At 40.6% G+C, this 14,265-nt stretch carries 12 protein-coding genes; 3 read left to right on the plus strand and 9 right to left on the minus strand.

Going from position 1 to position 14,265, the window contains the following annotated elements; translation table 11 throughout:
* Positions 1-4: 4 nt before the first annotated feature.
* On the plus strand, positions 5-1,504 hold the full coding sequence (locus BFP75_RS18700; RefSeq protein WP_099546850.1) for a peptide MFS transporter: 1,500 nt from the start codon (positions 5-7) through the stop codon (positions 1,502-1,504).
* A 2-nt stretch (positions 1,505-1,506) separates the two neighbouring features.
* On the opposite strand, the gene BFP75_RS18705 is transcribed toward BFP75_RS18700, so the two are convergent.
* From BFP75_RS18705 to surE, 5 genes are all read right to left on the minus strand, one after another.
* Positions 1,507-3,525, minus strand: a complete 2,019-nt coding sequence (locus tag BFP75_RS18705) for a ComEC/Rec2 family competence protein (protein WP_099546851.1) — start codon at positions 3,523-3,525, stop codon at positions 1,507-1,509.
* 90 nt (positions 3,526-3,615) lie between these two features.
* A complete protein-coding gene (locus tag BFP75_RS18710) occupies positions 3,616-4,191 on the minus strand; it encodes a C40 family peptidase (RefSeq protein WP_099546852.1) in 576 nt (191 codons plus the stop codon).
* A gap of 69 nt (positions 4,192-4,260) precedes the next feature.
* Positions 4,261-5,379, minus strand: coding sequence for a lipid-A-disaccharide synthase (gene lpxB / locus BFP75_RS18715; protein ID WP_099546853.1), 1,119 nt, complete (start codon positions 5,377-5,379; stop codon positions 4,261-4,263).
* 1 nt (position 5,380) lies between these two features.
* Positions 5,381-5,665 (minus strand): hypothetical protein, encoded by a 285-nt coding sequence (locus BFP75_RS18720; protein ID WP_099546854.1) that lies wholly within the window; start codon positions 5,663-5,665, stop codon positions 5,381-5,383.
* Positions 5,662-6,438: a 5'/3'-nucleotidase SurE gene (gene surE, locus BFP75_RS18725; protein ID WP_099546855.1), complete on the minus strand. Its 777-nt coding sequence runs from the start codon at positions 6,436-6,438 to the stop codon at positions 5,662-5,664. The genes BFP75_RS18720 and surE overlap by 4 nt, the downstream gene beginning before the upstream one ends.
* A gap of 189 nt (positions 6,439-6,627) precedes the next feature.
* Between surE and BFP75_RS18730 the strand changes: the two genes are divergently transcribed.
* The gene (locus tag BFP75_RS18730) at positions 6,628-8,772 is read left to right on the plus strand and encodes a carboxy terminal-processing peptidase (protein WP_099546856.1); all 2,145 of its coding nucleotides are present in this window, start codon (positions 6,628-6,630) and stop codon (positions 8,770-8,772) included.
* 55 nt (positions 8,773-8,827) lie between these two features.
* Here the strand turns inward: BFP75_RS18730 and msrA are convergent, their stop codons facing one another.
* Both msrA and msrB read right to left on the minus strand, forming a co-directional pair.
* Positions 8,828-9,367: a peptide-methionine (S)-S-oxide reductase MsrA gene (gene msrA, locus BFP75_RS18735; RefSeq protein ID WP_099546857.1), complete on the minus strand. Its 540-nt coding sequence runs from the start codon at positions 9,365-9,367 to the stop codon at positions 8,828-8,830.
* 4 nt (positions 9,368-9,371) lie between these two features.
* A complete protein-coding gene (msrB, locus tag BFP75_RS18740) occupies positions 9,372-9,821 on the minus strand; it encodes a peptide-methionine (R)-S-oxide reductase MsrB (RefSeq protein ID WP_099546858.1) in 450 nt (149 codons plus the stop codon).
* Positions 9,822-9,907: 86 nt separating this feature from the next.
* Here msrB and BFP75_RS18745 point away from each other — a divergent pair, with 86 nt between their 5' ends.
* Positions 9,908-10,720 (plus strand): DNA/RNA non-specific endonuclease, encoded by an 813-nt coding sequence (locus BFP75_RS18745; protein WP_099546859.1) that lies wholly within the window; start codon positions 9,908-9,910, stop codon positions 10,718-10,720.
* Here the strand turns inward: BFP75_RS18745 and rodA are convergent.
* Together rodA and mrdA are read right to left on the minus strand one after the other, a co-directional pair.
* Positions 10,717-11,997, minus strand: coding sequence for a rod shape-determining protein RodA (gene rodA, locus BFP75_RS18750; protein ID WP_099546860.1), 1,281 nt, complete (start codon positions 11,995-11,997; stop codon positions 10,717-10,719). The genes BFP75_RS18745 and rodA overlap by 4 nt on opposite strands.
* Positions 11,987-13,855 carry a penicillin-binding protein 2 gene (gene mrdA, locus BFP75_RS18755; RefSeq protein WP_099546861.1) on the minus strand — a complete coding sequence of 623 codons (1,869 nt, stop codon included), beginning with the start codon at positions 13,853-13,855 and terminating at the stop codon, positions 11,987-11,989. Before mrdA ends, rodA begins: the two co-directional genes overlap by 11 nt.
* Positions 13,856-14,265 lie beyond the last annotated feature (410 nt).

Genomic DNA, 14,265 nt, shown 5'->3' on the forward strand with positions numbered 1-14,265 from the left:
ATTTATGGAAATTACTTCAAAACCTAGCGAGGGTAGTTTTAAACATCCAAAAGGATTGTACGTACTGTTCACCGCAGAAATGTGGGAACGTTTCAGCTATTATGGCATGCGTGCCATATTGATTCTTTTTATGACTACTGACGTGGCATTTGAAGGCTTGGGCTTGACCACAGAAACGGCGGGAGCTGTTTACGGTCTTTATACTGCCTCTGTGTATTTGATGACATTACCCGGTGGATGGTTGGCCGATAATATATTCGGTCAAAGAAAGGCAGTTTTCTATGGAGGGGTGCTGATCATGATCGGTCATCTAATTCTTGCCATTCCAGGTTCTCCAATAATATTTTTTACCGGTCTGGCCTTTGTAGCGTTGGGTACCGGATTGTTGAAAGGGAATATTAGCACGTTGGTTGGAGAGCTGTATTCAAAGGACAGTGGTGCGAAAAGGGATGCCGGTTTTTCTATATTTTATATGGGAATAAATTTGGGATCCTTCTTGGGCCAAATTTTTGTGCCTTTATTGGCGGAGTATAACTGGCATCTTGGCTTTGGTCTCGCAGCGGTTGGAATGCTTTTTGGATTGATTGCCTTTAAGGTATATGCCCCAAAATACCTCGCCGATATTGGGGTAGAACCTAAAGTTAAAAGTACCGGTGAAGAAAAAACGTCCTCCAATTCTTCAATAACGATATTCATTATTGCAATTGTTTTACTTTCATTATTTCTTTTACAGTTCTTTGGCTACATAGATGTTACTACGGCTACAGGTATTGCCCAGGCTCTTGGCCTTATTATTGTATTGATAACCATGGGGTACTTCATAAACATTTTGTTTAATGGAGGACTTAACATCATGGAAAAAAAGCAGGTTGCTGTTATATTCATTCTTTTCGTAGGGATAGCCATATTTTGGTCTGGTTTTGAACAGGCCGCTTCTTCATTGAATTTGTTTGCCAGGGATTTTACCGACAGGTATATTGGAGGATGGGAAATGCCGGCAGGTATGTTGCAGTCCGTAAATTCGGCGTTCATCATAATTTTCGCGCCCATAATTGGGGCCTTATGGGTAAAATTGGCCGCTAAGAACATTAATATAAGGACGCCATTAAAATTTGCCATAGGCCTTGTAATGTTGGGTGCCGGTTTTTGGGTTATGGTAGAAGCCGCCAATGTTGCCGCTAGTGGTACCAAGGCAGGAATGTTTGCATTGATACTCACGTATTTTCTACATTCCATTGGGGAACTGACCATTAGTCCAGTTGGTCTGAGTGCAACGAGCAAGTTGTCCCCGGCCAAATATTTGGGTCAAATGATGGGCATCTGGTTTGTTGGTGCTGCATTGGGTAATTTGATTGCCGGACTCATCGGTGGAAATTTTGACCCTGAAAATGTGCTTGAGATGCCTAATATTTTCTTGAATGTTGTTTGGGTCTCCGTGGGTGCCGGAATAGTCTTTTTGGCAGCTAGTCCATTTATTAAAAAATGGATGGGGGATGTAAACTAAACCTATTCAAAATCAAAGACATAATATCCCATTTCACCCGTATAGTGAAATGGGATATTATGTTTTAGACACGTTTGCTTCCATTTTTGAATAAAACTTGGGTAATTGCTACCATCAGCAATGATTTCATGTGGTTTGGCTTCACGAATGAACCGTTCCAGATTTATCTTAGGGGATTCCATAAGTAGGTATATGGTTTGGGAATCCTTGGGCATATAAATTCCAGAACTATCGATTACTTGAAAGGGCCTCCCTTTCAACATATAGCTGTTTTTTAGGGGAAGGTATTTCGTTTGGTCGATGCGTTCTTGAACGCCATAACTATCTACCCATCTTTTCGCACCTGTTGTATCCTGAGCCAATACATCCAGTTTATTGCCATTTCTATCAAACACTACCGAATTTTTTATTTGATGCAATATGATAGTTTCCTTCTTTCCACGTGATTCAAATTCTTGATACACCGTGTACACTTGGAACATCAGAAGAAGACCCAAAAAGAGCATAACACGTTTAAAGTTCGTTTTGGAGAACCCATAAATCAGGGAACCAATAAGAAGATAACCGAGGAGCAATTGCAGGTCATCGAAGGAAATGGATTTAAAAATAAAAGCCTCCTGCCGGGCTATCCAACCTATTATTTGGTTCATAAACCCGATAATTTCATTGTAGAGCGAAATCAATGGCGTTGGAGCAATGTCCAATAGGGATAATAGAATAATGCCAATGCCCATTCCCAAAATCAGTCCCAAAAAAGGAACAATCAATAAATTTGAAATAAAGAACAATCCTGGAAATTGATGAAAATAAAACAAGCTTATCGGCAAAACGCCTAGTTGTGCCGCAATACTAACGGATAACAATTGGCATATATACCGAACTATTTTGTTTTTTGGGAACCACCATTTCTGTAAAAGGGGATATATCCAAACAATGGCGAAGACGGCGGCATAGCTCATTTGAAAGCCTACCTGGAACAATAAATTAGGATTAATGGCCAATAAAATAAAGAACATGGATAAGGCCAAAATATTAAAACTGTTCGAAGGTCTGTTTAGGTACATGGCGTATGCTACAAAGGTAAACATGGCACAGGCCCTGATGATGGAAGGTGAAAGTCCCGCAATAAATGCGAACGTCCAAAGTAAAAACACCGTTAGGAACAAACCTATTTTTTTACCAAAAGGGATACGATGCAATGGTTTTAACAGAAATTGTATCAAAAGCAATAGGATTCCTATATGGAGTCCGGAGACCGCCAAAATGTGCACGGCTCCAGCATCGATATAATTGGAATATGTTTCCTCTGAAATATTGGCACGTTCGCCCAAAAGCAAGGCTTGAATGATGGAAAGTTGCTCTGCACCAAATTCCTTTTGCTCCAAGGTTTGTATGACATTGGTCCGTATTTGTTGGGCATAACCAAGGAAGGTCCTTGATGGATTAGACAAGCTGATAAAATTATCGCCCGACAGCTTTATAGAATGATGCACTCCTATATGCCCCATGTATCCTTTAAAGTCAAACTGATGCGGATTTACGGGCGGTTTTATTTCCGATACCCTTGTTTTTACCAATAGTTCTTGGTCTACTTTGAAAGTATTGGAAGCACTATCTCTAGGCTGATTTACAAGGATTTTCCCAACGGTCTTCCTATCATCTACAGTTAAAACCGATGCCAGGTAGTTTTGGGAAAAGGCATTGGGCTTAAGCACATCCCGTATTTTAATTCGAAGAAGGGGAGACTCTGATGTGGTAATTTTACTAAAATGATAATCGTTCTGAATGGGCTGATTTTGGAGGTAGGTAAATAACCCTAGGATAATGACCGTAGCTCCTGCCGTAATTTCAAACTTTTGGCTTTTGTAGTCCTCCCGAATGAATACATACCCCAAGGTTGCCACGCTTGCAAACAATAGACCTAGGCAGAGGCCTATGGGTATTTCAAAAATATACCCGATTAAAATGCCCAATGTAAGCAGTAGCGTACCCTTAATTGGGACAAACGCCAGTAATTTCACACGTTCCCTTTTAGTTAACTTATTGAAAGTTAAACATTTATTTTCGTTGGACCTTTCGCACCGTCCAAAAAAACTTTTGTAGACTTTACGCTATAATATTCTGGTTGCTTTTACAAAGGCCTGGTTCCAAAAACCGTCCCGTAATGAGGAAACGGTTACGCCCCTTGAAGTAGAAGCGTGAATGAATTTAATTTCATCCTTCTCTACCGTTACTACCATACCTACATGGTTGATGCGTTTGGAACCTCTGGTTGTCTTAAAAAATAGAAGGTCGCCTTTCTCAATGTCCTTGACCCGGATTCTTTTTCCTCTTTCTGCCATGCGACTGGAGGTTCTAGGAAGCTCAACATCATGCTCACTGAAGGAAACGTACAAAAGTCCGGAGCAGTCCATTCCCTTTCTGGTGGTACCGCCATATTTGTAACGGACTCCTGAGAAGGTCAACGCGGTATTTATAATATTATCGGCTTTTGAAGTATTGCTTTTTGGAACTTCAATAGGGTAGGAATCATTGGGGGAATCCTTTAGATCAATCTGGGTGTCGTCCCTTCGGGCCTTATCAGCTGCGGCAACCGATATGGTACGTTCTGTTAGGGTTCCCTTTTTTTTTGAACTACCACAACTGGCCAATAAAAAAACGAGCAGAAATATGGAAAAATAGCGCATGGATTTCAAGTAGACTCTTTTACTTGAACATCAAAATTATAGAATTATTTTGTAATGGTCCGGTTTGTACTAGGAATTGGCCATAGCCACTATTGACCGTGCCGCATTTTTACTCGCCCCGATACCTCCCAATTTTTGTCCAAGATCTTTATAATCCTTCAGAATTTCGTCCCTTTTCGTTCCGGCTAGGATGGCCAGCAATTCCTTTTTCAGTCGATTGGTGTTTAAATCGTTCTGGATCAACTCGGTAACAACTTCCTTCTTCATGATAAGGTTCACCAAGGAAATATACTCCAAGGTAATGATCCTTTTTGCGATCTGATAGGATACCCAATTAGCTTTGTAGCAGACTACTTGCGGTACCCCAAAAAGAGCCGTTTCCAATGTAGCCGTTCCACTGGTGACCAGGGCGGCATGGGAGATGGAAAGGAGATTGTAGGTTTGGTTTTTGACCAATTTTACATTGTTGCCCTTTAAAAAGGGTTGATAGAATTCAGTGTCCAGACTGGGAGCCCCCGCAATGACAAATACATAGCTGTTGAAGTCTTTTGTAATGGACAACATCACAGAAAGCATTTTTTGAACTTCCTGTTTCCTGCTTCCCGGTAGTAAGGCTATAATGGGTTTATGCGGATCGATTTCAAAAGTTTCCCTAAAAACAGGTTCCTTTACGTCTGGTCGATTGGAAATGGCATCGATCAAGGGGTGGCCTACAAAATTTACGGGGTAGTGATGTTTCTTTTCATAAAACTCCTTCTCAAAGGGAAGTATGACGTGCATGGCATCAATATCCCTTTTTATCTTTTCGATTCTTCCTTCCCTAGAGGCCCATATTTGTGGAGAAATATAGTAATTGGTTTTGTAACCTTTTTCCTTGGCCCATTTGGCAATCCGTAGGTTAAAACCGGAATAATCAATAAAAACGATACTATCCGGATTAAAACTTTGAATGTCTTTTTTGCAAAAAGCAATGTTTCTGAAAATGGTATGTAGGTTCATCAACACTTCAAGAAAGCCCATGAAGGCCATTTCTTTGTAGTGTTTTACAAGGGTCGCACCGGCTTCCTGCATTAGATCTCCGCCCCAACATCGCACTTGGGCACTTGGATCTTCCTTCTTAAGTGCTTTGATCAAATTGGAGCCGTGCAAGTCTCCTGAGGCTTCCCCTGCAATGATGTAATATTTCATTCTAAAAAACTTTGTAGTATAGAATCACCAAAGCCGTTAGAATGGTGGCAATTAGAACCCCCTTGGCCCTATTGTCCCTCTTTATCCGCAAAAATCCAAAAAAAGCGATCAAGTTTAAAATGGCACCTAGTGCCAACAGACTGCCTACATGACCTTGTGTAACAGCGGCAGTATAGGTCTCCATAATACTTAGGTCTGAGAATAATACGATATAGGCCAAAGTTCCAGTGGTATTGGCAATGATGCCCACTAAAAACCCTATCAAAAGTTCTTTTTTAACGTTCATTTTAAGTTCCAATTATTGATGTCCTGTATGACATGATGTGCCGTAAGGTCAAACTGGGTGGGCACTACTGAAATATACCCGTTTGCCAAGGCCCATTCGTCCGTATCTTCCCCTTTGTCCAAGAGTTCGAATTCGCCCGTCAACCAATAGTAATCCTTACCCATAGGGTTTGTCCTTTTATCAAACTTCTCCTTCCAATTCGCTTTTGCCTGCCTACAGACCTTAATTCCCTTCAGGTCTTTTTTTGGCAGTTTGGGAATGTTTACGTTGAGAACCACCCCTTTTGGGATGCCAAACTTTAAGGCCTCACGGACAATGTTTTTTACAAAATCTTCGGAAGGTGCGAAATCTGCCTCCCAATTATAGTCGCACAGTGAAAATCCTATGGCCGGCACTCCCTCTATACCAGCTTCAATGGCAGCACTCATAGTGCCGGAATAGATGACGTTGATGGAGGAATTTGATCCATGGTTGATACCGCTCACGCAAATATCCGGCTTCCTTTCCAAAAGTTCTTGAAGGCCTAATTTCACGCAGTCGGCGGGGGTACCACTACAACTATATTCCTCCGTACCAGTATGACTGAGGTCCACCTGCATTTTTTTTGAATAGAGTGTACTGTCCAAGGTTATGGCGTGCCCCATTCCGGATTGGGGGCTATCGGGAGCTACCACCACAACATCCCCTATTTCTTTCATGTAGGAGACCAATGCACGAAGCCCAGGGGCCGTGATTCCATCATCATTGGTTACCAATATCAAAGGTTTTCCCATGGTTTATACTTTCTGGGGTAAAAATACGTTTTTAAATAGGATTTGTCATTTGGCTCGTTTAACAAAAAATTAATCCCAAGCCCCCAAATTGGCATGGTATTTTCTTTATCTTAGAGGATTTCGACAAAAAAGTTGCTCGTATAATCTATAAACTCCTAGGTTTTGAAAATTAGATTTAAAAATATATTTATGAAAAGAAATTTAGCTTATGTTCTTACGGTAATGCTGGTTGCGGTGGCATCCTGCAGTTTCACCAATAAGTCTTTTGACAATGACGATAAGGATAAATTGTTATTGGACCTGATTACCTATGTTTTGGAAAAGGGACATTACGAGCCCAAGGAAATCGACGATGATTTTTCGGTAAGCGTTTTTGAGGACTTTATAGATGTTCTCGATCCCACAAAACGCTATTTTTTGGCTTCAGATATAGCTGATTTTGAGCAATATAAGTTCCAAATCGATGATCAAATAAAAAATACGGATATCTCTTTTTTCAATTTGGTGTATGAAAGGCTGATGGAAAGAATGGGCGATGCGAAGGAAATCTACAAGGAAGTCCTTAAGAAACCTTTCGATTATTCGGAGAATGAAATTATAAGTATAAAATACGAGGACGAGCCATTCGCTTCCAACAGGCAGGAATTAATGGAAAGATGGAGGAAGCAACTCAAATATGCTACTTTGGGTACGTATGACTCCAAGATCGCACATGCTGAAAAGCCGGCTGACGAGGACATATCAGATGACCATGACCATAGTGCCCATTCCCAGAAAGAGGCTGAAATAGAATCAAGGGAATCAACCGAAGCTACCTTGGATGAGTTTTTTGATTTCGTGGATGATTTGGAGCGAAAGGATTGGTTCGTGCAGTATATCAATACCATAGTGGACGAGTTTGATCCTCACACATTTTATTTTGCCCCGGACGACAAGGAGAAATTTGACATGAATATGTCCGGAAAATTTGAAGGTATAGGTGCCAGGCTACAGAAAAAACCGGAAGGTGCCAAAATTGTTGAAATCATTTCAGGGGGTCCGGTGTGGAGAGATCAACGGTTGGAAGTTGGCGACGAAATTATCAAGGTGGGCCAAAATGGCGAGGAACCTATCAACATAGTTGGTATGCGCTTGGATGATGCCATAAAGTTGATCAAGGGCCCACAGGGAACGGTTGTTGACTTAACAGTACGAAAGGTAGATGGTTCCTTGGAGGAGATATCGTTGACTAGGGATGTTGTGGAATTGGAAGAGTCATATGCAAAATCTGCCAATATTATACGAGGTGATGAAAAATTCGGGATTATCAATCTTCCAAAATTCTATGTGGATTTTGAGGATTACAACGAAAGAAATGCCGCTACAGATGTGGCCAAGGAAGTTGAGCGCCTAAAAGAAGAAGGTGTAGAAGGATTGATTTTGGACCTAAGGGACAACGGGGGAGGTTCCTTGAAGACAGTTGTTGAAATGGCTGGTCTATTCATTAAGGATGGTCCCATTGTGCAGGTTAGGTCTGGAAACAAGCAAAAAGAAGTTTATGATGATAAGGATGAAAGAATACAGTGGGAAGGACCTTTGGTGATACTCGTGAATGAGCTTTCTGCATCCGCATCCGAAATTTTGGCCGCTGCCATGCAGGATTATAAAAGGGCCATCGTGATAGGAAGCAAGCAAACCTTTGGAAAGGGAACCGTACAAAACGTCATACCTTTGGACAACATCGTTAGAAGCAATGAGCATGGAGATTTGGGAGCCATTAAATTGACTACCCAAAAATTCTATAGAATCAATGGAGGTTCCACCCAATTGGAAGGTGTTAAAAGTGATGTTGTGGTACCGGATAAATACAGTTATATCGATTTGGGGGAACGCGATCAGGCGAATCCTTTAAAATGGGATAAAATTACTCCTGCCGACTATGAAATCTGGGATGGGTATCTTGATTATGAGCAAACGGTGGCCAAGAGTAAAAAGAGAATGGAAAGCAACCCACAGATAAAACTTATTGAGGAGAATGCCAAATGGTTGAAGTCTGAACAGGACGAAACAGAGATTTCCCTAAATTACAATACGTATAAAGAGGAAAAGGAAAAGGATAAGGAACAGTCCAATTATTTCAAAAATCTAATGGACTATGACTCTAAATTAACTTTTACATCCTTGAAATATGAACAGGAATTATTTGCCCAAGATTCTGTATTAAGGGAAAAAAGGGATAGATGGCATAAGAGTTTGGCCAAGGATGTATATGTAGAAGAAGCCGTTAATGTTCTTGAGGATTTAAAAATGAACAATCTTAAGAACCTCAAACTCGCCAGTAGCGTAAAAAACTAACCCTTGGTATAAGGTATATAATAAAAAAGGCCCCATTTAAACGGGGCCTTTTTTATTATTTGATTTTAGTGGCATGCAACTTTCTTAGCTTGGCAAGTTTAGGATTAATGACCACTTGGCAATACCCTTGTGAGCCATTATTTTTATAGTAGTCTTGATGATAGTCCTCTGCCTCATAAAAAATGCCAATTGGGGATACTTCCGTTACAATGGGATTTTCATAGAGTGGTGCTACATCTGCTAGTATATTTTCCGCAATTTTTTTCTGATAATCATCTCTATAGTAGATTACGGAGCGGTATTGTGTTCCTACGTCCGCCCCCTGCCTGTTCAAGGTGGTAGGGTCATGCGTGGTCATGAAGATTTGTAAAAGGTCGTACAGGGTAATTATGGTAGGGTCATAGGATATTTTTACAACTTCGGCATGACCGGTCAGACCGGAACATATTTCCCTATACGTGGGTTTGCCAGGTGCATTTCCACCCGTATATCCTGATATAACGGTTTGTACGCCCTTGACTTCTTGAAATACGGCTTCGGTGCACCAAAAACATCCTCCGCCCACTGTGATGGAATCTAAATTTGTTTTATTCATTGACCTACTCCTTTATCATTTTCATAGATACGGAATTTATACAATATCGTAATCCGCTTGGAGGAGGACCATCAGGAAAGACATGCCCTAGATGGGCATCACATGTATTGCAAAGAACTTCTACCCGTACCATTCCAAAAGAGGAGTCCTTTATGTACTTTATGGCATTTTCTTTTATGGGCTGGGTAAAGCTTGGCCATCCTGTTCCAGATTCAAACTTAATGCTCGAGTCAAATAAAAGGGTACCACAACAAATGCATCCATATTTTCCCGCATCGTGAACACTACATAAGGCACCTGAATGGGGAGCTTCCGTTCCCTTCTTTCGGGTAATCCTAAATTGCTCTGGGGTCAATAGTTGTTTCCATTCACTTTCCGATTTTTCTACGCGCGTGTCCGGAGTGGGATTCCCTTTAACTGAAAAATGAATTATATCTTTCCAAGTAAGTGCCATAAGTGTCCTTTCTTTATTAATCGTTCGATATGTTATAGGTCGGTTTTAACCTGAAAATCTTACAAATTTGTGGTTACCTTTGAAGGATGTCCAGATATCGTAAAAATAGCACTATTTACTCCATTTTAATAGTGATGTGTATCGTTGGGTTTTGGGTATTTGAGAACTTTTACACTCCGGATACCTATTCAAAAAAGAATGATGAAAATAACGCAAGTTCTTTTCCTTTGGAGTATTTGCCCAGTTCCACTACCGGGGATATCGTGCATCATTCCTATTTTTCATTATCGTATTATGAGCCGTTTGAACAAGCGGAATGGGTCGCTTATGAATTGGAAAAAAAACATTTGACTTACGATGATCGAAATAGACCTTATTTCATTGAAGATCCTTATGTCAAGTCCAAGTCGGCAGACTGGCGAAACTACAGGGGTTCTGGGTATGACAGAGGACATTTATGCCCAGCTGGGGACCGTAGGTTTTCGGAACAAGCCTATAATGAAACATTTTATACGAGTAATATCAGTCCGCAGGACAAGGATTTTAATGCCGGTGTTTGGAATCGGTTGGAGATACAAGTACGACAATGGGCAAAACGTTATGGAAAAGTGATCGTTATAACGGGCGGTGTTCTGGAACCGGGATTACAAGAAATAGGGGAGGAGGACGTGGATGTTCCCAAGAAATTTTTTAAGATAGTTGCCCGCGAGGAAGGGAAAAAATTCAAGGTTTTGGGCTTTTTACTTCCTGGAGTGGAACAGCAAAAACCGCTACAAGACTTTTGCATTCCTATAGATAGTATAGAAGCCCTAACCGGAATCGACTTTTTTGGGCAAATGGATGTTGGACTACAGAAAGAATTGGAAGGAAATGTGGATACGGGAGATTGGAGGTTCTAAAAATTTTCCTTCAATCGATTTGTGTCCAATTTCAAAAAAACAAAAAGCAATAGGGTAAAGAAAAGTAGCCCTGAGCCGCCGTAGCTAAAAAAAGGTAAAGGGATCCCAATGGTAGGTAAAATTCCTATGACCATGCCTATATTAATAAAATAGTGGATCAGGAGGACAGATATGACACCATAGCCATACATTCTTGAAAATGCATTTTTTTGACGTTCCGCCAGGTAAATCAATCTTAAAAAAAGAATGGAAAAAAGGATAATTACCGTAGCTGTTCCAATGAATCCCCATTCTTCTCCTATCGTTGTAAAAATATAATCGGTGTCCTGTTCAGGTACGAAATCTCCTTTGGTTCTGGTGCCTTCCAAAAACCCCTTTCCGAAAAAACCTCCAGATTCTATAGCTTTCTCCGACTGGTAGGTATTATATCCGATAGTCTTTCTAATCTGTTCCAATTTTTCAGGGTCTTTTTCCAAACGAAGCCACAGGCTGAACCGATCCCGATGTCGTTGTTCAAAAAGATTGTTAAATACAAAATTCACCGATAGTGAGAAGAGAATTATGGCAATAGAGCCTATAGCGATTGGAAGTAAGGGAACCTTTAAGGACTTACGTTTTAGAAGAAAAAACAGGGCTATCAAAAGTAATAATCCAATTGTCAGCCAAATAGTTCCGAACATTAAAGTGGTTATAAAGATTAAAATCAAGGTAAAACCAATACCTAAGTAATATAAGGGCAACCCTTCCCTAAAAATCACGAATATCAAGGAAAAGAACACCAAAGCGCTTCCGGGATCAGGTTGAGGTATAATAAGCAGGGCAGGAATAAAGATGATCAATAAGGCGTAGAGTTGGTCTTTGATACGCCTTAGGTCTGTTTGTATATCGCTCAAGTATTTCGCAAGGGCCAGGGCAGTGGCTACCTTTGCCAATTCAGACGGTTGAAAGTTAAAAAAACCTAGGTCGTACCAAGATGTTGCTCCTGCTATAGTTTTACCAAACAGGTACAGTCCTATCAAAGAAAGTATGGTAAGTAGATAAAATAGGCTTGCAAAGCGTTCATAAAAGTTGGCTTCCAAGGCAAGAATTACAATTATAGTTACAAAGCTTACAATGATAAAAAAGAGCTGTTTTCCCGATCGCGTAGTTAAATCCAATAGCGAGGTTTGCTCATCAGTAAACGTACTTGAATAAATATTGGTCCAACCTATGATAACCAGTGCCAAGTAAATAAGAATCGTAAGCCAATCTATGCGTCTTAGAACTTTACCAAACACGTTCGTTTATTTTAAATTCCTCACCACTAAACGGTTTGGCGTATTCGTGTTCCAGTGTTTTTTCCAACATCTTCTTCTCCAAATCCTTTCTGGTAATTTCACCTTTTAAGTATTTTTCTATCATCAAAGACGCTATATGACCTGCATATCTTGAACCGAAATAGCCATTTTCAATATACACCGCTATTGCAATTTTTGGATCTTCAACCGGTGCAAAGGCTATGAACACGGAGTGGTCCGTTAACTGGGTGCGTACACCGTTAATCTTGGTGAAATTTTCGGCAGTACCTGTTTTTCCCGCTACCTCAATACCTGGTATTTGCAACCATCTTGCGGTTCCCTTTCTGTAAACATCGGCCATTCCCTGAACGACGGGCTCAAAGTGTTCCTTGTCTATTGTAGTGCGCTTGGGTTCGGTGAACCTGGGGTCTGTAATTTCTTTCCCTTCGATTTTTTTTAGGATATGGGGTGTATAATAAAATCCCCTGTTCGCTATAGCAGCCGTCATATTCGCCAATTGTACAGGAGTTGCCAATACCTCACCTTGCCCTATGGAGTTGGATATAATGAAGGACGAGCTCCATCTATTGTCGCCATACCATTTGTCGTAGTATTCTTTACTTGGTATTCTGCCTTTTTGACCAAACGGCAAGTCGTAGCCTAGATAATCGCCAAGGCCAAAACTTTTCATATGTTTCTCCCAGACATCCATGGCTTCGTCAGTAGTATCGAATTTTTCAAAGATTTTTCTGAAAGTGCCTGCAAAATAGGCATTGCAGGATTGGTAGATACCACTATTTAGATTTCGGAGACCTCCACCACAGTGACATCCCCGTTTCTTTTTCCCTACATAAAAGCCGTTATAACATCTAATGGTCGTTGATTCATCCAAAACACCTTCCTGTAAGGCAATTAGGGCATTCAAGGTTTTAAAGGGAGATCCTGGTGGTTGTTGGGCATGAATAGATCGATCCCATGTTGGATTTGCAATGGTGTCATTGTAAAGTTCTGTATAGTTTTTTGAACGTTCCCTACCTACAAGGAGGGAGGGGTCATAGGTGGGCCCTGAAATCATACTTAAAATTTCACCTGTGGCGGGTTCCAGTGCCACGATACCACCTCTTTTACCCACCATCAGGCGCTCCCCATATTCCTGAAGGGTCTTGTCCAAGGTTATACTGATCTGTTTTCCCTGTTCTGGAAGTGTATCCAAGGAACTATTTTTATAGGGGCCAATATCTCTGTTAAATCGGTCTTTCTGAATATACTGAACACCCTTTCTTCCCCTTAAGAGTTCCTCATAATATCTTTCAACACCTGTTCTTCCCCTCAGTTCCCCCTGAATGTAATACTTATTTTTTGCCAGATCCCCTTCATTTACCTCGCTTATATAGCCCAATACATTTGCAGCACTTGGGGTATCATAATATCTTAGGGATCTCTTTTGTATGTAGAATCCCTTATATTTCCTCATCTTCTCCTGCAACTTGGCATAGTCCTCTTTCGAGAGTTGCGGAACCAGTACCGATGGCAACCTAGGAGAATATACCCTAGCCTTTGTGAGCTTTTCAACAAATTTCTCCTTGTCTATACCTAACATTCCACAAAATTCCAAGGTATCCAAAGGTTGGACTTCCCTTGGTATCACCATTACATCATAGGCAGGATCATTGCCCACCAAGAGATTTCCGTTTCTATCATAGATATAACCCCTTTCAGGATAGGTGTATACCCTTTTTATACTGGGATCTTCAATAACTTGATCGGGCGAGAAGCTGAATATCTGCAAATAGGACAACCTACCCAAAAAGGTAATTCCTATTATTACGATAATCAATGAAAGTAATACTCTTCTCATTCCTTCCTAGTACTGAACAATGAACTAAACAATAAACATAATAGTATGGATGCCGCCCCAATAGTGATACTTTTTTTGAAAATCAGCAGTACATTCGCAAAACTAAAAATCTCCAGTGTAAAATATATAATGTGGTGGGTTACAATTAATAACGCTAAAAACGTGAATTGTTGTGCCTTGGTTGAGCTATTTAACTTAAAGCTTTGAAACTCATAATTCACCCCAAAAACAAACCGCATGATGGATGGTCTTAAATAAGCTATAGTGACGGTAGCTGCTGCATTTAGGGCTAAGGTATCCGAGAAAATATCGATAAAAAGCCCAAGTAGGAAGCAGATCAAAATAAAGGTTGTTCTATTCTTCTTTATTGGGTACCAATAAAGAAACAAAACGTATACCATGGGATTTAT

The sequence above is a fragment of the Maribacter sp. 4G9 genome (assembly GCF_002742265.1).
Classification (GTDB): Bacteria; Bacteroidota; Bacteroidia; order Flavobacteriales; family Flavobacteriaceae; genus Maribacter.

What these genes read in the sequence shown, in the direction of transcription:
- BFP75_RS18700 (WP_099546850.1), top strand. Translation starts at nt 5, where the DNA reads ATGGAAATTACTTCAAAACCTAGCGAGGGTAGTTTTAAACATCCAAAA.
- lpxB (WP_099546853.1), bottom strand. Translation starts at nt 5,379, where the DNA reads ATGAAATATTACATCATTGCAGGGGAAGCCTCAGGAGACTTGCACGGC.
- BFP75_RS18720 (WP_099546854.1), bottom strand. Translation starts at nt 5,665, where the DNA reads ATGAACGTTAAAAAAGAACTTTTGATAGGGTTTTTAGTGGGCATCATT.
- msrB (WP_099546858.1), bottom strand. Translation starts at nt 9,821, where the DNA reads ATGGCACTTACTTGGAAAGATATAATTCATTTTTCAGTTAAAGGGAAT.
- mrdA (WP_099546861.1), bottom strand. Translation starts at nt 13,855, where the DNA reads ATGAGAAGAGTATTACTTTCATTGATTATCGTAATAATAGGAATTACC.
- BFP75_RS18730 (WP_099546856.1), top strand. Translation starts at nt 6,628, where the DNA reads ATGAAAAGAAATTTAGCTTATGTTCTTACGGTAATGCTGGTTGCGGTG.
- msrA (WP_099546857.1), bottom strand. Translation starts at nt 9,367, where the DNA reads ATGAATAAAACAAATTTAGATTCCATCACAGTGGGCGGAGGATGTTTT.
- surE (WP_099546855.1), bottom strand. Translation starts at nt 6,438, where the DNA reads ATGGGAAAACCTTTGATATTGGTAACCAATGATGATGGAATCACGGCC.
- BFP75_RS18710 (WP_099546852.1), bottom strand. Translation starts at nt 4,191, where the DNA reads ATGCGCTATTTTTCCATATTTCTGCTCGTTTTTTTATTGGCCAGTTGT.
- BFP75_RS18745 (WP_099546859.1), top strand. Translation starts at nt 9,908, where the DNA reads ATGTCCAGATATCGTAAAAATAGCACTATTTACTCCATTTTAATAGTG.